Source organism: Bradyrhizobium barranii subsp. apii, from assembly GCF_011516635.5.
Taxonomy (GTDB): domain Bacteria; phylum Pseudomonadota; class Alphaproteobacteria; order Rhizobiales; family Xanthobacteraceae; genus Bradyrhizobium; species Bradyrhizobium barranii.
Genome location: NZ_CP096255.1, coordinates 7,537,835 through 7,558,247, shown reverse-complemented (window position 1 = coordinate 7,558,247; position 20,413 = coordinate 7,537,835). Strand labels below are relative to the sequence as shown.

General features: G+C 66.7%; 20 protein-coding genes. 10 read left to right on the top strand and 10 right to left on the bottom strand.

The annotated features are described in order from the left end of the window. Positions 1–9 precede the first annotated feature (9 nt). The gene (locus HAP41_RS36295; protein WP_028148626.1) at positions 10–564 is read left to right on the top strand and encodes a hypothetical protein; all 555 of its coding nucleotides are present in this window, start codon (positions 10–12) and stop codon (positions 562–564) included. A gap of 134 nt (positions 565–698) precedes the next feature. Here the strand turns inward: HAP41_RS36295 and HAP41_RS36290 are convergent, their stop codons facing one another. Continuing rightward, the gene (locus HAP41_RS36290; RefSeq protein ID WP_135216906.1) at positions 699–1,580 is read right to left on the bottom strand and encodes a metallophosphoesterase family protein; all 882 of its coding nucleotides are present in this window, start codon (positions 1,578–1,580) and stop codon (positions 699–701) included. Positions 1,581–1,708: 128 nt separating this feature from the next. Here HAP41_RS36290 and HAP41_RS36285 point away from each other — a divergent pair, with 128 nt between their 5' ends. Then, entirely contained in the window at positions 1,709–2,200 is a 492-nt protein-coding gene (locus HAP41_RS36285) for an NUDIX domain-containing protein (RefSeq protein ID WP_135216907.1), read from the top strand. Between the two features lie 65 nt (positions 2,201–2,265). Here HAP41_RS36285 and HAP41_RS36280 read toward each other — a convergent pair whose 3' ends face one another. From HAP41_RS36280 to HAP41_RS36270, 3 genes are all read right to left on the bottom strand, one after another. Further along, complete coding sequence (locus tag HAP41_RS36280) at positions 2,266–2,670, bottom strand: VOC family protein (RefSeq protein ID WP_135216908.1); 405 nt, start codon at positions 2,668–2,670, stop codon at positions 2,266–2,268. 55 nt (positions 2,671–2,725) lie between these two features. Further along, complete coding sequence (locus tag HAP41_RS36275; protein WP_248577141.1) at positions 2,726–3,043, bottom strand: DUF2304 domain-containing protein; 318 nt, start codon at positions 3,041–3,043, stop codon at positions 2,726–2,728. Positions 3,044–3,169: 126 nt separating this feature from the next. Beyond that, positions 3,170–3,919 carry a glycosyltransferase family 2 protein gene (locus tag HAP41_RS36270; RefSeq protein ID WP_224580649.1) on the bottom strand — a complete coding sequence of 250 codons (750 nt, stop codon included), beginning with the start codon at positions 3,917–3,919 and terminating at the stop codon, positions 3,170–3,172. A gap of 155 nt (positions 3,920–4,074) precedes the next feature. Here HAP41_RS36270 and HAP41_RS36265 point away from each other — a divergent pair, with 155 nt between their 5' ends. From HAP41_RS36265 to HAP41_RS36255, 3 genes are read left to right on the top strand one after another with little or no spacing between them, the layout of a single operon-like run. Then, positions 4,075–5,217, top strand: a complete 1,143-nt coding sequence (locus HAP41_RS36265; protein WP_135216924.1) for a hypothetical protein — start codon at positions 4,075–4,077, stop codon at positions 5,215–5,217. A gap of 53 nt (positions 5,218–5,270) precedes the next feature. Then, complete coding sequence (locus HAP41_RS36260) at positions 5,271–5,789, top strand: GNAT family N-acetyltransferase (protein WP_166084891.1); 519 nt, start codon at positions 5,271–5,273, stop codon at positions 5,787–5,789. Positions 5,790–5,833: 44 nt separating this feature from the next. After that, positions 5,834–6,316, top strand: coding sequence for a GNAT family N-acetyltransferase (locus HAP41_RS36255; protein WP_028170422.1), 483 nt, complete (start codon positions 5,834–5,836; stop codon positions 6,314–6,316). Positions 6,317–6,399: 83 nt separating this feature from the next. On the opposite strand, the gene HAP41_RS36250 is transcribed toward HAP41_RS36255, so the two are convergent. From HAP41_RS36250 to HAP41_RS36225, 6 genes are all read right to left on the bottom strand, one after another. After that, the gene (locus tag HAP41_RS36250) at positions 6,400–8,787 is read right to left on the bottom strand and encodes a TonB-dependent receptor (protein ID WP_166084914.1); all 2,388 of its coding nucleotides are present in this window, start codon (positions 8,785–8,787) and stop codon (positions 6,400–6,402) included. Between the two features lie 147 nt (positions 8,788–8,934). Then, positions 8,935–9,339, bottom strand: a complete 405-nt coding sequence (locus HAP41_RS36245; protein ID WP_135216913.1) for a DUF2946 domain-containing protein — start codon at positions 9,337–9,339, stop codon at positions 8,935–8,937. A gap of 145 nt (positions 9,340–9,484) precedes the next feature. Continuing rightward, positions 9,485–11,548 (bottom strand): hypothetical protein, encoded by a 2,064-nt coding sequence (locus HAP41_RS36240; protein ID WP_166084977.1) that lies wholly within the window; start codon positions 11,546–11,548, stop codon positions 9,485–9,487. Positions 11,549–11,555: 7 nt separating this feature from the next. Beyond that, positions 11,556–14,369 carry a DUF4159 domain-containing protein gene (locus HAP41_RS36235; protein ID WP_166085001.1) on the bottom strand — a complete coding sequence of 938 codons (2,814 nt, stop codon included), beginning with the start codon at positions 14,367–14,369 and terminating at the stop codon, positions 11,556–11,558. Continuing rightward, positions 14,366–15,310 (bottom strand): DUF58 domain-containing protein, encoded by a 945-nt coding sequence (locus HAP41_RS36230; protein ID WP_063985164.1) that lies wholly within the window; start codon positions 15,308–15,310, stop codon positions 14,366–14,368. Before HAP41_RS36230 ends, HAP41_RS36235 begins: the two co-directional genes overlap by 4 nt. Then, the gene (locus HAP41_RS36225; RefSeq protein ID WP_071916189.1) at positions 15,310–16,308 is read right to left on the bottom strand and encodes an AAA family ATPase; all 999 of its coding nucleotides are present in this window, start codon (positions 16,306–16,308) and stop codon (positions 15,310–15,312) included. Before HAP41_RS36225 ends, HAP41_RS36230 begins: the two co-directional genes overlap by 1 nt. Before the next feature lie 257 nt (positions 16,309–16,565). Here HAP41_RS36225 and HAP41_RS36220 point away from each other — a divergent pair, with 257 nt between their 5' ends. From HAP41_RS36220 to HAP41_RS36200, 5 genes are read left to right on the top strand one after another with little or no spacing between them, the layout of a single operon-like run. Next, on the top strand, positions 16,566–17,177 hold the full coding sequence (locus tag HAP41_RS36220; protein WP_166085083.1) for a DUF1285 domain-containing protein: 612 nt from the start codon (positions 16,566–16,568) through the stop codon (positions 17,175–17,177). After that, complete coding sequence (locus tag HAP41_RS36215; protein WP_166085105.1) at positions 17,174–17,845, top strand: CoA pyrophosphatase; 672 nt, start codon at positions 17,174–17,176, stop codon at positions 17,843–17,845. The genes HAP41_RS36220 and HAP41_RS36215 overlap by 4 nt, the downstream gene beginning before the upstream one ends. Further along, positions 17,842–18,105 (top strand): DUF6111 family protein, encoded by a 264-nt coding sequence (locus HAP41_RS36210; RefSeq protein WP_166085107.1) that lies wholly within the window; start codon positions 17,842–17,844, stop codon positions 18,103–18,105. Before HAP41_RS36215 ends, HAP41_RS36210 begins: the two co-directional genes overlap by 4 nt. 10 nt (positions 18,106–18,115) lie before the next feature. Beyond that, positions 18,116–19,372, top strand: a complete 1,257-nt coding sequence (locus HAP41_RS36205; RefSeq protein ID WP_166085115.1) for a CCA tRNA nucleotidyltransferase — start codon at positions 18,116–18,118, stop codon at positions 19,370–19,372. After that, positions 19,369–20,139, top strand: a complete 771-nt coding sequence (locus HAP41_RS36200) for a sulfite exporter TauE/SafE family protein (protein ID WP_028158256.1) — start codon at positions 19,369–19,371, stop codon at positions 20,137–20,139. The genes HAP41_RS36205 and HAP41_RS36200 overlap by 4 nt, the downstream gene beginning before the upstream one ends. The last annotated feature ends 274 nt before the right edge of the window (positions 20,140–20,413 follow it).

The following is a 20,413-nucleotide window of genomic DNA, read 5'->3' as shown; positions in this document are numbered from 1 at the left end:
AGGCCGACAATGTCAGAGCCTGAGACCAGCGGGACCCATCCCAGCCAGCCGCGCCCGGTGCGGCTGCGCGACGCGCTGCTGCGCGCACGGATCGAGGCCGCCGACCGGACCGGTGTGGTCGTCGATTTGCGCGATGCCGAGGTGGCGCGGCTGGAGATCCTCAACGATGCGCTCGATCCCCTGTTCGCGCAGGTGCCCGACCAGATCGACCTGTTCGATCGCGGCATCAGCCAGGGCGATACGCCCAGACTCTGGATCGATGTCGTCGCACACATCATGATGGGGCGCGACAAGCGGATGTACCGCTTTGTCCAGGACACCCGCTTCGGCCGCATCGTGCTCGCCGAATCGCACGACACCGCAATGATCGTCGAAGCCGTGACCGACTACGTCGCCCGCCGCATGATCGAGCGCGAGCACGCCATGGTGGTGCCATCAGAGCCGAAGCCCGCGGCCGCCGAGCCGCCGCGCCGCTCGCGCCTCTGGCCGTTCGTGTTCGGATTCATTTTCGGCGCGGCGGCCTTGTTCGGCCTCGCCGTGCTGGCGGCCCTGCGGAGCTGGTGAGACGCCCTCCGCCGTCATTGCGAGCGCAACGAAGCAATCCAGGAATCTTTCCGCGGAGAGACTCTGGATTGCTTCGCGGAGCCTGTCATCGGGCCGCGCTTCGCGCGGACCCGTTGGCTCGCAATGACGGCGAACTAGATCAGCCTTGCCTGCTTGATCTGCCGGATCTGAAATCCGGATCCGAGGCCCCGCACGGTCTGCTCGCAGCGCCAGCCGGCATTGTCTTTCTCGATCGTGAACAGGTTATACGCTGCCGCCGGGTAGCGCCCGTGGGCGAGCGCGGAGGCCGACGGCACGCCGACCGCGGGGATCTTGCCGTTGGGGCCCTCGAACCACATCGTCGAATGAATGTGGTCGTGCCCGTGCAGGATCAACTCGACGCCGTGACGCTTGATCAGTGCCAGCAGCGCACCCGCATCGGTCATCCGTTTCTGGCGCGCGCCGGACTTCAGGGGATGATGTACCAGCAGCACGCGGAAAGCGTCCTCGGCGGCGAGGCGGTCGAGGACCGCTTCGAGGGACGCGAGCTGATCGCGGCCGAGCGTGCCCGTCGCCATCAGCGGCAGGGTCGGCACGGCCGTGGACAGGCTGATCAGCGCGAGCGGCCCGCGCCGGCGTACGCCCGGAAAGCCGACGCTGCCGTCATCGCCAGTGAGATAAGGCGCAAACGTCTCGCCGAAGCGGTGAGAGGTGGCGCGGACATAGGCATCGTGATTGCCGGGAATGGTGGTGACGCGGTCGGGCGGACCGACGCCGTCGAGCCAGGCGCGCGCCGGCGCGAACTCCGCCTCCAGTGCCAGATTGACGAGATCGCCTGTGACCGCGATGTGGTCGGGCGTCTGCGCCTGGACGTCGGCGACGAGCGCGTCGAGCACCTCGCGGCGCTGGTACTTGTGCCGGTTGCGCGTCCAGTTGACGTAGCCGAGCGCGCGCTTGCCCGCGAGCTCGATCAGCCGCGGCTTCGGCAACGGCGGCAGATGCGGGTCGGACAGATGGGCGAGCGTGAAGGGGGCCATGGCGCGCGATTGCCTCGCTATTCGTCCGCTGTAATGGCAAGGTCGCGAGGACTGTGCAAGCGGGGCCCGGACCGGGGCCTCATGGCAGTTTTCTTGGGAGTTTTCTTGGGAGTTTCTTTGGGAGCCTGATGGGGGATCGTCTGAACAGCGTCCGACGGACATTCGAACCGCTGCTGCGGCGAATCTTCCACGCCTATTTCCTGCTTGTCCGCGGCATGACGCTCGGCGTCCGCGCCGTGGTCCTGGATTCCGAGAACCGGGTGTTCCTGGTCAGGCACAGCTACATCACCGGCTGGTATCTGCCCGGCGGCGGCGTCGATCTCGGCGAGACCATGGAGCAGGCGATGCGGCGCGAGCTCAAGGAGGAGGGGGACATCGATCTCACCGGTGACGCGGTGCTGCACGGCATCTTCCTCAACAGCCATGTCTCCCGCCGCGACCACGTCGCGGTCTATGTGGTCAGGCAGTTCAAGCAGGATCGCGTCCCTGAGCCCAACCACGAGATCATCGAATGCGGATTCTTCGCGATCAATGCGCTGCCCGAGGGCACCACACACGGCACGCGGCAAAGGCTCGCGGAAGTGCTGGATGGCAAGACGCCGACCGCGACGTGGCGTTAAAGGAATTTGCCACTTTAGCGATGTGACGTTGAAACGATGTGACGTCGAAGCGGCCTGGCGAATCCTCAAGCCCGAACCGGCTGCCCGATCCCCAGCAAGTTACCTTCGCTGTCGCGGAACCAGGCGCCCCGCTCGCCAGTACCCTTGCTCGGATAGTTTCCCGCGATCTCCGCAATTCCATCGACGGTCTTCAAGCCGGGCAAATCATAGTCCTCGAACGCGACGCCGCGTGTGCGAAGTTCGCGAACGGTTGCCTCGATATCCTCGACTTCCCACCCCATCTGCGTGTGCGTGCCGGATTGCGTGCCGGCCGAGACGAATATCGCAAACTCGCCGGCCGCACAGACGTAACGGAGCCCACCCTCGCGCTGTTCGACCGGCTCGAGCCCGAGCTTTTCCGAATAGAACGCCCGCGCGCGGTCGAGGTCTTTGGCTGGAAGCCGGGTTGCCACTTTCGCGTTCTTCAGCATGCCCGCTCTCCCTGTCTTTGCCTCGCGACGACGCTGGATTTCTTCGGCTACGCGGTCATGACTCGACGCCCTGACGGCCCTGCTTCGCGTGCAGCTCCAGCACCAGCAGGCTCTGTTCCTGGATCAGCGCGCAGTTCTGCCGCTCCAGCCTGTGCAGTCGCGCGGTCATGTTGTGCATGAACGCGAACACCACCAGGAACAGGGCGCCGAACATCACGACGAACGGAAACACGACGCCGGTCAGATGGCTGACGAGATAAGCCAGTGTTGGAAACAGCGTGAAGCCCGCGGGGATGATCGCCACCATGGACAGCATCAGGAAGTCATAGAGATCGAACTTGCCCTGCATCGTCTTGCGCAGCAGCACCAGCATGTAGATCAGCGCAAAGGCGGGACGACGACGACCGTCTCCGGACTTGGAAGGGCATCTGTCACGGCTGCCTCCTCAGAATGTTCGACGAGATGATGAGACCACGAATCGGAACGGGGACGCTTGGCGTCATGACGCCCTCACGAGGCGCGCGAGCAGGATATAACCGAGCACGCGGATCATGTAACTCGCCGACTTCAATCCGTCGATCGAGCTGACGCCGGTCTCGCGCGCCCGCATCTCGACCGGAACTTCGCTGACCGTGAGGCCTGCGCGCATGGCCCAGGCCAGCGAGATCGGCTCCGGAAAATCCGTCGGATAGGCTTTTGCGAAGAAGGCGATGGCGGAACGGTCGAGCAAACGCATGCCGCTGGTCGGATCGGTGATGCGGCCGCCGCTGAACAGGCCGTTGAGCGCGAGCACGATCAGCCTGATGCCGGCGCGCCGCATGCGCGTGGAGCAGAAACCGGCATGGTCGATGAAGCGGCTTCCGATGGTGATGTTGGTCGGGTCGTTGCGATAGGCCTCCAGAAGCGTCTCGATGGCGCGCGGATCATGCTGCCCGTCGCCGTCGATCTGGATGCAGAAATCAAAATCCTGACGCGCCGCGTATTTGATGCCGGTCTGCACGGCGCCGCCGATGCCGAGATTCTGCGCGAGGCGGGCGACCGGCGAGCGGCAGCTTGCCACCGCGGACGTCGCGTCCGACGAGCCGTCGTCGACGACCAGGGTGTGGTAGCCGCGGCCGGTCGCCGCGATCTCGCTCAGCAGGCCGCCGACCGAGGCCTCCTCGTTGAAGCAGGGAATGATGATGAGGACTCGCGACGTGCCCTGCTGCGGTGCGGCAGCACCGTTGTGGCACGTGTCAGTTGAACCCAAGCCCAGTCCCATATCGGCCACGTCTGCCTCACCTCCAGAATCCCCACTTTGCTATACTTGCCGGTGCTTTTCATGTACAGGCGGCGGGCCATTTCAAGCTGTGTGGGGCCGCCCGGCGAATGCCGATGAGAGCTGTTAAAGTATTTTTTTCAATTGTGTTTCTGGCAATTCTGGCCAGCAACATCAGGCTCATCTCGCATTGGAGCGAGAGCCGCGGCGTCTATGACGACATCTGCTATCTCAGGCAGGCGCACCTGTTCCAGCGCTTCGGCTGGCAAGGGCTCGACACCAGTCTCGCCCGTGAAACCGACGGCTATCTCGCGGCCAAGTTGCGCAGTATCGATTTTCCGAACTGGAACGAACCGACGCGGGCACCCTGCCACACCCAGACTGCCGACGGCAGCAAATGGGTGATGACGCCGCCGCCGGGCACGGGCTTCGTGCTGGCGCTGTTCCCGGAGGGGGTCCAGGTCGTTGCGCTCTATATGCTGGCCAACGCGATCGTCGCCGGCCTTGCGCTGTTCGGGTTGTGGCGGGCGCAGGAGAAGGTCGGCTTGACGCTCGCCGCATTGCTCGGCGCGCTCTCGATCTACTTCATGATCAATCCGACCAAGGCGAGCTATTCGATGGCGCCGACCATGGTCGTCTGCGCGCTGGCGGGTCTGTTCACCGCAAGACTGTTCGTCGATGAAGGCCGGCGCCGCCTGCTGATGGTCGCTGCCGTCGGCGTGCTGCTCGGCCTGTCCGCGAGCTTTCGGATCGCGAACGTGGTTCTGTCGGCCGGCTATTTCCTGTTCTTCGGATTGTCGTTCCTGATCTGGCGTACCCGCGAGACGTTCGTTTCAGGACTCGCGCTCGGCCTTTCGTTCCTCGTCGGGCTGTTGCCGGTGTTCGCGGCGAACCTGGTCAACTCAGGCAATCCGCTGGTCTCGGCCTATGGCGGCCAGGATACGGCCCCGCGGAGCCTCGACCCGGCCGTGCTGTTGGCCTATCTCCGCGACACGCAGTTCCCGTTGATCGTGATCGCCTGCGTCGGGACCGCGCTGTTGTGGCGCTTCGCCGGCCCTGGCGGCGTCAGAAAACTCGCGTTGCTGGTGGCGGGCAATCTCGCGCTGAATCTGGCGTTCTTTGCCACGCATCCGGTCTTCACGCAGTACTACGTCATCCCGATCCTGATGCTGTCGCTCTGGACGCTGCTGTTCGCGGCCGTCCTCAGCCGCGGCCCGGCACAGGGTTTTATCGCCCACGAGGCCGATGGACCGCGGCCGTCTGAGATGTTATCCCGCATCTCGCATTGACGCGTTTTCCTGACGCGAACCTGAAACCACTTCGCTCGAAGACGCATGCCGACATGACCGATCTCTCGCTCACCATCCTTCCGGAAGCCGCCGGCGACGCTCAGCTGATCGAACGGCTGCACGAGCGCACCTTCGGCCCCGGCCGTTTCGTGCTCAGCGCTTACCGCATTCGCGAGCACGTCGACCATCTGCTCGACCTTTCCTTCACGGCCCGCATCGGTACGCTGCTGGTCGGCTCGGTCAGGCAATTGCCGGTGCTGGTCGGCGAGACGCAGGCCCTGCTGCTCGGGCCGCTCACCGTCGAGCCGCCGTTCCGCGACCGCGGCATCGGCCGTCTTCTGATGGAGCGCGCGCTGAAGGACGCCAAGGAGAAGGGGCACCGTCTGGTGCTGCTGGTCGGCGACGAGCCCTATTACAGCCGCGTCGGCTTCAAGCCGGTGCCGAAGGGCCGCGTCACCATGCCGGGCCCGGTCGACGCCGCGCGCGTGCTGGTGTTCGAGCTCGTCGACGGCGCTTTCGAGGGCGTGTCGGGGCAGGTAACGCCCGACTGGAGCAAGGCGCGAGCGGGGTAGGGGAGTTCCATCCGGGCTACGATACCTCTTGCGGAGTATCCATGATGCAGGTGCGGCCCGTTGATGCCGGTGAAGTCGATCATCTCGCTCAGCTATGGCACGATGCCTGGCATGGGTCGCATGCCTCGCTTGCGCCGCCAGAACTGGTCCGCCTCCGCACGCTCCCGAATTTTCGCGATCGGCTGGCGGTCATGCTTCCCGACATCCGCGTCGTCGGCCCGGCCGGCGCGCCGCTCGGCTTCTGCGCCGTCAGGGCTGACGAATTGTATCAGCTCTTCGTATCGCCGAAGGCGCACGGCGCGGGCGTGGCCGCGGCGCTGATCTCCGACGCAGAGGCCCGCCTTGCCGCGCGCGGCGTGGAGCTGGCGTGGCTCGCCTGCGCCGTCGGCAACGCGCGCGCTGCGCGGTTCTACGAGAAGAGCGGTTGGCGCAACGCCGGCACCTTCGTGATGATGACGGACACCTCGAACGGGCCGTTCCCCGTCGATCAATGGCGCTTCGAGAAGCGGCTGACGCGCAGCCGGTAGCCCGGATTTCGCTCCGCTCCATCCGGGCTACGGCTCACTCAACGCGCGTGTGCCGGGGCCCGCAGGCCCCGACTGAATCGCGGCTAGAACTTGAAGTTGGCGAACGCCCGCACGCCGATGCCGGGCATCAGAACCTCGTCCTTGGTGTAGGACACCGAGTTGCGGATGTTTTCGTTGAGGAGATTGTTGCCGACGATGCCGGCCGTCATCTCGCGCGCGCCGAACAGACGCGGATCGAGCTTGGTCTTGTAGCTGACCTCGGCCTTCAGCAGATTGTAGCCCGGCGTCGGCGTCTCCGCGATCACGGCGACGTTGTTCTGCGCGAAAGCGTGCAACAGGTTGACGCGCATCAGCCAGTTGTCGTCGCGCCAGAACACGCCGCCGCCTATCCGCAGCGGCGGAATGCGCGGCACGTTGGTGCCGTCGGTGAAGGTGGCGCGCACCACGTCGAACTGGTTCTCGATGCCCCAGATGCCGCCCTGGAATGCGCCGACGTCGAGCTGCGACTGGAATTCGCCGCCGCGGAAATTGGCATTGCGTTGCGAATAGACGGCCTGGTTCAACTCGGCGCCCGGCGTGCCGCAGGACGCAAAACTGTCGTCGCACATCACGCCGGTGAGGCGGCGAAAGATGAAATTGTCGAAATGCGTGTAGTAGACGGTCGCCTCGAACCGGAACGGCCCCGTCGCCTTGCGCAGTCCAACCTCGACCGACTCAGCGGTCTCGATCGTGAGGTTCGGATTGCCGATGTCGAACGTCGCGGTCGCATCATGCGCACCGCGCGAGAACAGTTCGGCCGGCTTCGGCGCGCGCTCGACATATTGTGCGGTGATGCTGCCGACCATGCCGCCCGGCAGGTCCTGCAACAGGCCGATGCTGCCGCTCTTCGGCGTGAAGGACGGATTGCGTGCGATGCCCACCTGCGGCGTGCCGTCGGGTAGATAATCCGGCGGGAAGTTCGGCGTCGTGCCGTGCAGCTCGACATGCTCGATGCGGCCGGCGATCTGGGCCCGCGTCGCGTCCGTGAACTTGAACTCGTTGAAGGCGTAAGCGGCAACGCGGGTGTTGTTGTTGGGGTCCCACAGGCCGTTGAACAGCGTACCGGGATTGTCAGGGCTCGGCGCGGTCAATTCCTGATGGCCGACCTGAAAGCCCAGCGCCGTCGTCACCTCGGCGAAGCGCGCGTTGAACGGCATCAACTGCACCTCGGTGCGGATCTCCTGCTCCTTGTTGGTGAAGGTCTGCCGCACACCGTCGGTGTTGGGATCGGCGGGATCGGCAAGGCCGATCTCGTTGTGTCGATAATCCGTGGCGCCAGCCCAGAAGCGGATGGTGTCGATCGCGGCGGCATCGGGCCGGTACTCGCCCTTGACGTTGATCTTGGTCTGGTGACCGTCGATCCGCGTGTTGTGGTCGGCGCCGTCGATGCCGGGGATATGGTAGAGCGAGTCGTTCTGCGTGATCGACGCGCCGATATAGCCGCCCTGGAAGAAGTAGGAGCCGCCGATCGAGGCGCCGTCCGTGCGCGACGCCGAATTGGGCTGGCGCCCGTTTGTGATGGTCCGGGTCTGGTCGGTCAAATAGGGGTAGCTCGGGATGCCGTAATCCGTCGTGTTGCGGCCGTAGACGTCGGCATGGAACGCGAAATTGCCGGCGCCGGTGTCGAGCAGCACGCCGCTCTCGACACCGCGATCGACCGAGCTGAACGCGGAACGTGTCTCGGCCGTGACGCAGGGCGATGTCCCGGCGGTTGCGAGTGGCGCCTTCACCGGCATGCCATAACTCTGGAACGGCTGGGCACCGCAGGTTGGCAGCGCGTCCGGAATCCGGTTGTTGGTCGCGCTGACGACGCCGCCGATCGAGGTCGAGCCGTAGCGCAAGGCGGCCGGCCCGCGCACCACCTCGACCTGGTTGGTCGCGAGCGTATCGATCGGGACGAAGTGATCCTCGCCGAGATCGGATGCGCCGTTCGCATTGGTGCCGTTCTCGACGATGCCGACGCGGTTGACGTCGAGACCCCGGATGATCGGCCGGCTGGAGGCGCCGGGTGCGAAGCTCGAGCCGGTGATGCCGGGCTTGGAGAACAGGAGATCGCCGAGCTGGCCGCCGCCCTCGCGGCGGATCTCCTCGTTCGGCACCACGGTGACGGTGGCGAACTGGTTGGTGACGATCGGCAGCACGCCCTGCTGGGGCGTGGCGCCCGTCGCTGGCGCCGCCGGCGCAGCTTCCGCCGTGCGTTGCTGGCCGCGCGACCGTCCGGTGCGCGCGACATGGACCGGGCTGCGGGTCGGCACCACCCTGCGCACGATCGGGCTCGGCGCCGTCACGGTGACGGCGGGGATCTCGGTCGATGATTTATCTTGCGCAGGCTGTTGTACCGGCTCTTGGGCGAGCGCCGATGTGGCGGCGGCGCCGAGCAGGAGCAGGCTTGCTCCACCCAGACGCTGCGCGCGTCGCAATTCAAATGACATAGTCCTGATTCCAGTCAGGCGCCGTCCGCAAGATTTGGTGCTGATCGGAGGCGGCCTGCCGTCGCAGCGCGACGGAATTCGACTTCAACTTCTCCCGTGCGTTCGCCTGAAAGCGGCGAGCCGGGCGTGATCAAGTGATGTCTGGAGTCAGGACGCGGGAGGGGCGCGGGGCTGGAACGCCGTGCCGGCCGATTTCAGATGGACGAATTCGGCATCGGTGGTGAGCTGAAGCAGCTCGATCGCCTGCGGCAGCAGGAGCACAGGCGGCGTCGCGGATACGACGGTACCCGCCATCGCGACCACGGCGCAGATCGCGCAATTGTCCTCGCCCGGCTGCTCCCGGTCGGGGCCGGCGGGCGATTGCTTCTGGACCGCGGCGCGGTCATTCGAAGCGATGCTCTTGCCGCTGTCGGTCTGCTGGAGCGAGGACTGTGCGAGGGGAGCGGCTTGGGCGAACCAATGGCTGTGGCCGAACGTCAACGCGAACTGCACCAGCATCGCGAACAACGCGAGCCGAGCGCCGTGCCTGATATTCGACCGGAACCACTTCATCTGGAAAAGCCACCCCACATCGCGAGGCGCCGATCCCCTCGGCTTCCTGCGATGTTATAATGTAACATCGCAGGAACGGTCAGCTTATGTCAACGGAAGTCAGACGATCTCGCGCGGGTGGCCGCGCGATGTGTCGTTCAGGCAACTAGCGCCCTTCGCGGACCCAGGTCGCGGCAAACGCGCCGAGCAGCAGCAGCAGGCCGATCAGGCCGGCGAAGATCGGCAGCACGCCGACGCCCTTCACGACGCTGGCGTCGCGCATCCGCACGCCCATCCAGCCATCGCCGGCAAAGACGCTCGCCGAACGCACCGGCACGATGCGCGGCAGCTCGACGCTGGTGCCGTCGACCACGCGCACGGCATTGCCGCCGGTCGCCTGCGTCAGCGGCTTCAGGGTTTCAGTCGTCGATGTGACTTCCGAGAACTCCTTCGGATTGGTCGGGCCGACATTGATCAGCGCCTTCAGCGTGCCGTCGGTCGCCTGCCACAGGCCGAGCTCGCTGGCCGGCAGGCTGGCGCGCCACTCGCCGGGATCGGCAGGCGCGAGCGTCAGGTCCTGCGACACGCCCGACGGCGAGGTCACGCTGACCGGCTGGACACTGTCCGACATGGTCTGGCGCACCACGACGAGGTCCTTGCCCTGCACCTGGAGGCGTAGCGCCTCTTCATCGAGGTCCGGCTGCTTCATCAGCCAGTGCGACATCCGCCGCAGCAGGTCGAGATGCGGACCGCCGCCTTCATAGCCGCGCGCCCACAGCCAGATGTGGTCGGAGAGCAAGAGCGCGACGCGGCCCTCGCCGAAGCGCGAGAGGAACAGGAGCGGCTTGCCGTCGACGCCCGTCATCACCGGCGGGTTGACCGCATTGCGGGTGTCGACGGTGCGGAAGAACCGGCTCCAGCGCGGCGGTTCGCTCGCGGAGCCTTCGAGGCCGCGCGTGACCGGATGGCGTTTTCCGATCTCCGACAGATGCGCATAGAACGGCTTTTCCGTCACGCCGACCGGCTCAGCCGGCAGCACCGAATCCAGCGGCGTGCGCCAGATGCTGGTGTTGGAGGCATAGTCGGGGCCGGCCGAGACCAGCACCGCGCCGCCCGCGCGGACATAGCGCGCGATGTTGTCGAAATAGGCGATCGGCAGCACGCCCTGGCGGGCATAGCGGTCGAAGATGATCAGCTGGAATTCGTTGATCTTCTGCTGGAACAGCTCGCGGGTCGGAAACGCGATCAGCGACAGCTCGTTGATCGGCGTGCCGTCCTGCTTCTCCGGCGGACGCAGAATGGTGAAGTGCACGAGGTCGACGCTGGCGTCGGACTTCAGCAGGTTGCGCCAGGTGCGCTCGCCGGAATGCGGCTCGCCCGAGACCAGCAGCACGCGCAGCTTGTCGCGCACGCCGTCGATGGCGACGACGGCGCGGTTGTTCACCGGCGTCAGCTCTTTCTCGAGCGGCGAGGCCTCGATCTCGACGATGTTGGGGCCGGCATGCTTGATGTCGACGTCGACACTCGCGCTCTGGCCGCTCGATAGCGTGCGCTCGCCCAGGACCTCGCCGTCCCTGCGGATCGTGACCTTGGCGCGCTCGCCGGTGACGCCCTGGTCGTCGAGGCGGTAGGTGATGGTCTGGGTCTGTCCGACGATGCCGAAGCGCGGCGCCGCCGTGATCGCGATGCGGCGGTCGCGCTCGTCCTTCTGCCCGGTGATCAGCGCGTGCACCGGCGCCTGGAAGCCGAGCCCGGCGGTGTTGGCCGGGATGTCGTGGACCCGGCCGTCGGTGATCAGGAACGCGCCGGCGACACGGTCGACCGGCACGTCCGACAGCGCGGTGGCCAGCGCCCCGAACAGTTTCGTGCCGTCGGTCTCGCCATCGGCCTGTCCGGCGTCGACGACGCGGACCTCGAGGCCCTTGATCTTCTTCAGGCTGTCGACCAGCGCTTCCTGCGCCTGCGCGGCCTCGCGATTGCGGTTGCCGAAATTCTGGCTCGGGCTCTTGTCGACGACGACGGCGGCGACCGAGGTGAGGGGATCGCGGTCCTCGCGGGTGAAGGAGGGATTGGCGAGCGCCAGCAGGAACAGCGCCAGCGCGGCGACGCGCACGGCTGCACCGCGCGCACGCGCCACCAGCAGCACGAGCGCAACGACGACGATCGCGGCGAGCGCGAGCCACAGGACGATCGTGGGAACAAGCGGCGTGAACGCAATGCCGTAATTCATGTCGATCCTATTGCCCCAGCCGTTCGATCAGGGCCGGCGCGTGCACCTGGTCGGCCTTGTAGTTGCCGGTCAGGGTGTACATCACGATGTTAGCGCCGGCGCGGTAGGCGAATTCGCGCTGGCGGGCGTCGCCGCCGGACATCGGCAGCATGAACTGACCGTCGAGCCGCTGCGCCCAGGCGCCGGCCAGATCGTTCGAGGTGATGATGATGGGCGAGACGCCGTCGCCGCCGCGGGCCGGCCGCTGCGCGCTGTCGTCGTCCTCATCGCGCGGCAAGGCCTCGACCCAGGTCTGGCCGGTGCTGAAACGGCCCGGGAAGTCGCGCAACAGATAAAAAGTCTTGGTCAGCACGTGCTCGCGCGGCACCGGTTCGAGCTCGGGCACGTCGAGCGACGACAGGATCTCGCGCAGCGTCTGCATGCCCGGGGTCTGTGCGGCGCCGTTCTCGCCGGGCGGCGCTTCGATCGCGTCGCGGGTGTCGAACAGCACGGTGCCACCCTGCTTCATGTAGGCGTCGATCTTGTTGATGGCATCCTGCGGCGGCTTGGGCGCGCCTGGCACGATCGGCCAGTAGATCAGCGGGAAGAAGGCGAGCTCGTCGCGTCCGGGATCGATGCCGACGGGATCGCCGGCCTCCAGCGCGGTGCGCTGCGCCAGGAACTGCGTCAGACCGGACATGCCGGCCTTGACGATGGAATCGACGTCGGCATTGCCGGTGACGACATAGGCGAGGCGGGTTTGCGACACCGCCTTCATGGCGAACTCGTCGGACGCGCCATCGGCGCGCGACGGCGCGGGCGCAAGCGACACCAGGCCTGCAAGCGCCAGCCCGACGACGATCATGGCTGTCGCGGCGCGCCGGCGCAGCAGCGCGGCGATCCCGCCGCCGAGCACCGCGACGATGATGGCGTCGATCAGGAACAGTGCGAGCGCCGTCGACAGCAGCCAGCCGCGCAGGTCGCGCGGCTCGGCATTGGTGTAGGTCGCGTGCCGGGCGCGCAGGCCTGCGGTGTTCAGCGCGGCGATGCGGTCGGAAGCGGCGAGCGTGTTCACGGCGAGCGGTCCTTCTGCCGGACCATAGAAGCCGGGCGGATGATCAGGCGTAGCGCGGTCGCGATAATCCGCGGGCAGCGGCTTTGCGGTGGCCGGCGGCGGACCGAACGCGCCGAAGCCGTCGAGGATGTGCAGCGGCGCCACCGTCTCGGTGCTCGCCTCGGCCGCGACCCCGGGCCCGGGCTTGGCGGTGTAGCCGGACATGTCGACGACCCGGCGCAGCATTTCGACGAAGGTGCCCGACATCGGCAGGTCAGACCAGCGCATGTCGGCGCTGACGTGGAACAGGCTGACCAGGCCCTTGCCGCGATGCTCGCCGGTGACGAGCGGCGTGCCGTCTTCCAGCGAGGCCCAGCTCTTGGTGGCGAGCACCGCGTCGGGCTCGGCCAGCACCTGGCGGTTCACGGTGACGTCCTTGGGGACTGCGACGCCGGCAAACGGGCCGTTCGCCGCGAAGGCGGCGAGATGCTGCGGCTTCTCCCAGGTCAGGCTGCCGCCGAGCGTGCGGCCGCCCTTGCGCAGCTTGACCGGCACGAGATCGTCCTCGGCCTGCGCGAGCCTTGGACCGGCGAAGCGCACCAGCACGCCGCCCTGGTCGATCCAGGCGTTGAGGCGCTCGCGGATTTCAGGAGCGACGGTGCCGACATCGGCAAGGATGATCATCGGCAGCTTCTGGTCGAGGAATTGGGTGATGCCCTGCTGCGGCGAGCCCCGGTCGGCGAGCCGCACGTCGGCGAACGGCGCCAGCGCACGGGTCAGGTAGAAGGTCGGCGCCAGCAACGGCTGCGCGGTCTCGCTGGTCGTGCCGGTGACGATGCCGATGGCGCGGCGGCGCCACCGCTTGTCGAGCAGTTGCACCGCGCCGGCCGAACGCTCGCCCGATATCTCGAGCCGCGTGATGTCGTTGCGCAGCTCGACCGGCAGGTCGAACGAGGCTTCGGTCTCCTTGTCCTGCGGGCCGAACGAATAACGCGCTTCGCCGATCGGCGAGGACTTCTGGTCCAGCGCGCGCACGGTGCCGACGGCGATGCCGCTGTCGGTGCGCAGCACCTTCACCGTCATCTTGGCGGCGGCGTTCTCGGCGGCGACGAGCGCCAGCGGGGAGGACGTGCCGCCTTCGAACACTGTCAGGCTGCGATCTCCGATGGTCTTGCCAAGGCCCTGCACGAAATCCTCGCCACGGCCGGTATCGACGCCATCCGAGAGCCAGGCGATCTCGCAGTCGCCGGTGGCCTTCAGGAAACGGTCGATGGCGGTCAGGGTTTCAACGCGATCGATCGAGTAGGGCTTTGGCGCGAGCTGGCGCAATGCGACGCGCGCCGCACCCGCCGGCATCAGAGTGATGTCGCGGTTCGGCTCGGACAGCGGCACCAGCGCGATGGCTCGGCGGTCGTTGTCGGCATTGGCGATCAGCTCGTCGGCGGCCCTGACCCTGACATCCCAGTGCGATGCGGCGCTCCAGCCGTCATCGAACATGATCATGAGCGGCGCCTTGCTGCCGGCGGCGCCCGTTTGCGGATTCCAGATCGGGCCGGCGGCGGCGAAAATGACGAGGGCCGCAGCCAGGAGCCGCAGCGCGGTCAGCCACCACGGCGTCCGCGAGGGCGTCTCTTCCCTTGGCGCGATGTCGAACAGCAGGCGCGTCGGCGGAAACTCGATGCGGCGCGGCCGCGGCGGCATCACGCGCAGCAGCCACCACAGCACCGGCAGGCTGACGAGGCCGATCAGGAGCAGCGGTTCGGTGAAGGCGAGCGGCAATCCCATCATGCGGCCGGCCCCACCTTGATCGTCGTGGTGCGGGTGCCCGATTTGCTCACCTGCATGCCGGCATGCAGGAACAGCAAGAGTTCGGCGGCGGAGCGGTCGGTCGCATGGGTCGTGAACAGCCAGTTGAGTCTGCTGGTCTCGGCGCGGATCTGGTCGCGGTGCAGCGCGAGCCGCGCGGTGTAGTCCTGCGCCCAGCTCTCGGCGCGGCCCGCCGTGATCACGCCGAAGCCCTCGGGCTCGACGAACTCGACGCGGCCGGAATAAGGGAACGACTCTTCGGCGGGATCGACCACCTGCACCATCGTGCCATGCGCGCCGGAGCCGGACAGGCCCGCGAGCGTGGATTTGATCTCCGCGATCGGCGACCAGAAATCCGACAGCACGATGATCTCGGCGAGCGCGGAAGGCACGAAGGACGGCGGCAGGCTCAGCCGGTCGGCATCGTCATGCAGCATCGCCTGCGCCATCTTGTCGATGACGCTGCGGCTCGCGGTCGGCGCCATCAGTCCGGGAATGCCGACGCGTTCGCCGCCCGAGACCAGCAGCTCGGCCAGCGCGAAGGCGACGATCAGCGTCCGCTCGAGCTTGGATTCGCGCGCGGTCTTGGAGGCGAACGCCATCGAGGGCGAGCGATCGGGCCAGATCCAGACCGTGTGCGAGGCTTCCCATTCGAGCTCGCGCACATAGAGATGGTCGTCACGCGCCGAGCGGCGCCAGTCGACGTTCTGCGCCGGCTCGCCGGAGACGAAGCGGCGGTATTGCCAGAAATTTTCACCGGAACCGGCGCGGCGCCTTCCGTGCAGGCCGTGGATGACGTTGGCGGCGATACGGCGGGCTTCGAGCACCAGGCGCGGCAGCGAAGCGGCGAGCGTACGGCTTTCGCCATCGGCACGTCGGATCGCGATGATCTCCTTCGCTGTGTGCCCGTTGTCTGCGGCCATCAACCGATCCGAGCCTTCAATTGTTTGATCACGTCCGGAATCGTGCGGCCTTCGGCGCGCGCCTGGAACGTCAGCGCCATGCGGTGCTTCAATATGGGCTCGGCAAGGTCGAGCACGTCGTCGATCGAGGGCGCCAGGCGTCCGTCGATCAGCGCGCGTGCGCGCACGGCGAGCATCAAGGATTGGCTGGCGCGCGGGCCGGGACCCCAGGCGATGAACTTGCCGGTCTCGCCGCTCTCCTCGCCCGGACGGGCCGAGCGGACCAGCGACAGGATCGCCTCCACCACGGAATCGCCGACCGGCAGACGGCGGATCAGCCGCTGCGCGGTGATCAGCGCATCTGCGTTCATCGATCCCTTCGCCAGCGTCTCCTCGGCACCCGTGGTCTCGAACAGGATGCGGCGCTCGGCGTCGCGATCGGGATAGTCGACGTCGATCTCCATCAGGAAGCGGTCGAGCTGGGCTTCCGGCAGCGGATAGGTGCCTTCCTGCTCGAGCGGGTTTTGCGTGGCGAGCACGTGGAACGGCTTCGGCAGGTCGTGACGTGCGCCGGCGACGGTGATGTGCTGCTCCTGCATCGCCTGGAGCAGCGCCGACTGCGTGCGCGGGCTGGCGCGGTTGATCTCGTCGGCCATCAGCAGCTGCGCGAACACGGGACCGGAGATGAAGCGGAAGGAGCGCTTGCCGGCAGTGCTCTCGTCGAGCACTTCGGCGCCGAGAATGTCCGACGGCATCAAATCGGGCGTGAACTGGATGCGCTTGGCATCGAGACCCAGCGTGATGCCGAGCGTCTCGACCAGCTTGGTCTTGGCGAGGCCGGGCACGCCGATCAGCAATGCATGGCCGCCGGAGAGGATGGTGACGAGCGTGTTCTCGATCACCCGATCCTGGCCGAAGATGACGGACGCGATTGCGTCTTTCGCCGCGCGGATCTGGCTCGACACCTGCTCGGCCGAACGGACGATTCCGTCTTCCAGTTTCTCGACACTTTCCGCCATCCGTCAGCTCCTTAAGTCCGCCACGCGGCCCGCTTGCGTCGCCAAGTCATCACAAGTCGCACATGGGCCCTATGCTAGACTTGCAGGAAGGCCATGTATTCGTTGAATTAACCTATCCCCACCTTATCGGCTTAGGGATATGTAGGGCATCACGAAGTGGCGACCTCCACGCCGGGTTAATCCGGTGTGGAACCGCGCACCCGGGTACAACGTAAAACCTGCACCAATCGTGCCAACAGACAAAGTCAGGGCAAACCATGGCGAACCAAGGGCAGAGCGCCGATCGAGGTCTTGAGGGGCTGACTGCCGCCGCCAAAAGTGCCGCCAATGCCGAAGGCGCCAAGAAGGGCCTGCCGCCGGTGCATCTGTGGAATCCGCCGTTTTGCGGCGATCTCGACATCCGAATCGCGTCCGACGGTACTTGGTTCTACATGGGCACGCCAATCGGACGACACGCCCTGGTCCGCCTGTTCTCGACCGTCCTGAAGCGCGAGGGCGACAAGCATTTCCTCGTCACGCCTGTGGAGAAGGTCGGCATCCGCGTCGACGACGCGCCGTTCATGGCGGTCGAGATGCAGAAGGACGGCGAGGACAACCATCGCGTGCTCCGCTTCCGCACCAATGTCGACGACTGGGTCACCTGCGATGCCGCGCACCGGCTGCGCTTCGAGCAGGCCAGGGAGGGCGGGCTGACGCCATACCTGCATGTCCGCGCCGATCTCTGGGCCAAGGTTACCCGCGCGCTCTACTACGATCTGGTTGACATGGGTGAGGAGCGGATGGTCGATGGCCAGCCGATGTTCGGCGTCGAGTCGGCCGGCGAATTCTTCGCCATGGCCGACGCGGAGCAGGTGAGGGCCGCACTTTGAACAAGCCTATCCTGAAGAGCGGTCCGGTCGTGATCGGCGCGGCCGATTTCTTCACCCGATCCCGGGCGAGGCTCGGCTTCGACGTGCCGCCCGGCCTCTACGATCCGAACGTCATCCCCGCCTCGGGCGATCCCGGCACCGACAAGATGCTCGAGATCGTCGCGCGCGAGCAGCCGGTGCGGCCGGCTGCGGTCCTGATCGCCGTGGTCGACCGTCCCGAGCCGACCATCCTGCTGACGCAGCGCTCGGCGCATCTCAACGACCACGCCTGCCAGATCGCCTTCCCCGGCGGCAAGATCGACGCGATCGACGCCTCGCCGCTCGATGCGGCTTTGCGCGAGGCCGAGGAGGAGGTCGGCCTGTCCAGAGACTTCGTCGAGCCGATCGGCTATCTCGATCTTTACGGCACCGCTTTCGGCTTCCGCATCCTGCCGACGGTAGCCAAGGTGCGGCCCGGCTTCGAGCTCATCATCAACCATTCGGAGGTTGATGATGCCTTCGAGGTACCGCTATCCTTCCTGATGAACCCGGTGAACCATCAGGTGCACAGCAAGGAATTCCGCGGCATGGAGCGGTTCTACTACGCGATGCCGTTCGCGGAACGCTACATCTGGGGTGCGACGGCCGGAATGTTGCGTGTGCTGTATGAGCGGATCTACTCATCATGATCCGGCCGGTTCTGACCGAGATCGGAATTTTCCTCATCCCCTTTGCCGTCTATGCGCTGATCCTGGCCGCCACCCGCTCCGGCCTGTTCGCGCGATCGTCCTGGCCGGTCACCGTCGTCGCGCGCCTGGTCCTGGCCGCGCTCGTGCTTGTCATCGCGGGGCTGATCGGCTTCGCGCATTTCTCCGGCGCCGCACCGGATTCGACCTACGTTCCCGCCCATATCGAGAACGGCAGGCTCGTGCCGGGCGTGGAAAAATAGGGGCTGGACCATGAGCGCAGAGCCGTTACTCGCCAATGCGCCCTGGCTGACCTCCGGCGGGACGGCGCGCGTCCTGACGCTGCTCAACGGCAACGGCGAGGAAGCGCGCGTGGTCGGCGGCGCCGTGCGCAATGCGTTGCTCGGTCTCGTGCCCGGCGACATCGACATCGCGACCACGGCGCGGCCCGACGAGGTGATGCGGCGCGCCAAGGCTGCCGGCATCAAGAGCGTGCCGACCGGCATCGACCACGGCACCATCACGCTGGTCATCGACAGCCAACCCTACGAAGTCACGACGCTGCGCGAGGACACCGAGACCTTCGGCCGCAAGGCCAAGGTCGCGTTCGGCCGCGACTGGGTGAAGGACGCCGAGCGCCGCGACTTCACCATGAATGGACTTTCGGCCGATGCGATGGGCGTCGTCTACGACTATGTCGGCGGGATCGCGGATGCGGCCGCGCGGCGCGTGCGCTTCATCGGCGATCCCGACCAGCGCATCGCCGAGGATTTCCTGCGCATCCTGCGCTTCTTCCGCATCCACGCCGCCTTCGGGGCCGGCGAGCCCGACCGCGACGGCTATCTCGCCTGCATCCGCGGCCGCGCGGGTCTTGCGAGCCTGTCGGCCGAGCGGGTGCGCATGGAGATGCTGAAGCTGCTGGTCGCTCACGGTGCCTCTGACGCTGCGGTCGCGATGGCGGATGGCGGGTTGCTGCAAGCGCTGAGCGGAGGCGTCGTCTATACCGGGCCGCTGTCGGCCATGATCGCGATCGAGGGCGCGCTTGGCTTGCCGGCAAGCAAGACGCGGCGGCTCGCCGCGCTGACGGTCGCCGTGACCGAAGATGCCAAGCGCGTCGCCACGCGCTTGCGGCTCTCCAATGTAGAAAGCAAGGCGCTGGATTCGATGGGGCACCGCTGGTGGCGCTTCGCCACCAAGGACGAGGCCAATGCGCGGCGGTTGCTCTACCGGCTCGGCGCGGAGCGCTATCACGATCGCGTGTTGCTCGGCTGGGCGCGGGCCGGCGGCGACGTCGGATCGTCGCGCTGGCGCGCGCTCGCCGAGCTGCCGCAGCGCTGGATTGCGCCGAAATTTCCGCTTCGCGCCGCCGACTTCATCGCCCGCGGCATGGCGGAGGGACCCGCGCTCGGGCATGTGCTGACGCTTGCCGAGGACGCTTGGCTTGCGGCGGATTTTCCCCTAGAGGAAGCCGCGCTCGCTTCCATCGCCGACCAAGCAGCGGCACGCGTCAGCCGCGATGAGAGAACGTGACCATCGTCTCAGGCTTCGCCGACATCTCGATCCTTCAGCTCCTGCTGGTCGCGTTGATGGCGTTGTTTGCTTCGATCATCGGTGGTCTCGCCGGCTACGGCACCGGCGCGCTGATGCCGCTCGTGCTGGTGCCGCTGGTCGGCGCCGAGCCCGTGGTGCCGATCATCGCGATCTCCGCGATCTTCACCAATTCAAGCCGCGCGCTCGCCTATCTGCGCTATGCCGATCGCCGCCGCGCGCTGATCGTGCTCGCCTGTGCGGCGCTGACGACCGCGCTCGGCGCCTACGGCTACACGCGGCTGACCAATGCGGGCGCCGCGCTCGTGATCGGCTCCATGCTGATCCTCAGCGTGCCGCTGCGCCGCGTGCTCCGCCGCCGCCAGGTCAGGATCGGCGACACCGGCCTTGCCGCCGGCTCCGTTGGTTACGGCGTGCTGGTCGGCGGCACCTCCGGCTCCGGCGTGATCCTGCTCTCGCTCTTGATGGCCGCGGGCCTCGAAGGCGCCGCCGTGATCGCGACCGATGCGATGATCTCGCTCGGCACCGGCCTCATCAAGATCTCGGTGTTCGGCCTCGCCGGCGCCGTCACCGCGCAAGTGCTCGCCTTCGCGCTGCTGATCGGCGCGATTGCCATCCCCGGCGCATTCCTCGCGAAAGCTTTCGTCGAACGCATGCCGGTGCATATCCACACGGCGATCCTCGACGTCGCCGTGATCACCGGCGGGCTGGTGATGATCTCGGCTGCGGCAAGGTCGCTGATCGCATAGATGACTCCGGTCCGATTGGCGTTCGCGATGTCCTTTCAAGGACGGACATTCCGTCCCGATGCTTGCACGCCGCCAAATGCTAGTCGAAACGCCCGATCCCGACTGCCGAGGGTTGAAAGATTTCCGCCGATGACGGCCGTGGGCCGGTGGGCCAAGCAGGAGACGCTTTCTTACAACTGCAATCGGGCGTGTCAGGACTGAAATGCTTCAGTAGCACCGTCGAGGCAGGTTTGAGACTTCATATCAACGGAAGCGGGCGCAGGCATGCGCACGC

Bases quoted from the DNA above. Each gene is read 5' to 3' on its own strand.
- HAP41_RS36235 (WP_166085001.1), bottom strand. From the start codon at position 14,369: ATGATGGGATTGCCGCTCGCCTTCACCGAACCGCTGCTCCTGATCGGC.
- HAP41_RS36230 (WP_063985164.1), bottom strand. From the start codon at position 15,310: ATGGCCGCAGACAACGGGCACACAGCGAAGGAGATCATCGCGATCCGA.
- HAP41_RS36205 (WP_166085115.1), top strand. From the start codon at position 18,116: ATGAGCGCAGAGCCGTTACTCGCCAATGCGCCCTGGCTGACCTCCGGC.
- HAP41_RS36250 (WP_166084914.1), bottom strand. From the start codon at position 8,787: ATGTCATTTGAATTGCGACGCGCGCAGCGTCTGGGTGGAGCAAGCCTG.
- HAP41_RS36260 (WP_166084891.1), top strand. From the start codon at position 5,271: ATGACCGATCTCTCGCTCACCATCCTTCCGGAAGCCGCCGGCGACGCT.
- HAP41_RS36255 (WP_028170422.1), top strand. From the start codon at position 5,834: ATGCAGGTGCGGCCCGTTGATGCCGGTGAAGTCGATCATCTCGCTCAG.
- HAP41_RS36290 (WP_135216906.1), bottom strand. From the start codon at position 1,580: ATGGCCCCCTTCACGCTCGCCCATCTGTCCGACCCGCATCTGCCGCCG.
- HAP41_RS36295 (WP_028148626.1), top strand. From the start codon at position 10: ATGTCAGAGCCTGAGACCAGCGGGACCCATCCCAGCCAGCCGCGCCCG.
- HAP41_RS36220 (WP_166085083.1), top strand. From the start codon at position 16,566: ATGGCGAACCAAGGGCAGAGCGCCGATCGAGGTCTTGAGGGGCTGACT.
- HAP41_RS36210 (WP_166085107.1), top strand. From the start codon at position 17,842: ATGATCCGGCCGGTTCTGACCGAGATCGGAATTTTCCTCATCCCCTTT.
- HAP41_RS36240 (WP_166084977.1), bottom strand. From the start codon at position 11,548: ATGAATTACGGCATTGCGTTCACGCCGCTTGTTCCCACGATCGTCCTG.
- HAP41_RS36280 (WP_135216908.1), bottom strand. From the start codon at position 2,670: ATGCTGAAGAACGCGAAAGTGGCAACCCGGCTTCCAGCCAAAGACCTC.
- HAP41_RS36225 (WP_071916189.1), bottom strand. From the start codon at position 16,308: ATGGCGGAAAGTGTCGAGAAACTGGAAGACGGAATCGTCCGTTCGGCC.
- HAP41_RS36275 (WP_248577141.1), bottom strand. From the start codon at position 3,043: ATGCTGGTGCTGCTGCGCAAGACGATGCAGGGCAAGTTCGATCTCTAT.
- HAP41_RS36285 (WP_135216907.1), top strand. From the start codon at position 1,709: ATGGGGGATCGTCTGAACAGCGTCCGACGGACATTCGAACCGCTGCTG.
- HAP41_RS36245 (WP_135216913.1), bottom strand. From the start codon at position 9,339: ATGAAGTGGTTCCGGTCGAATATCAGGCACGGCGCTCGGCTCGCGTTG.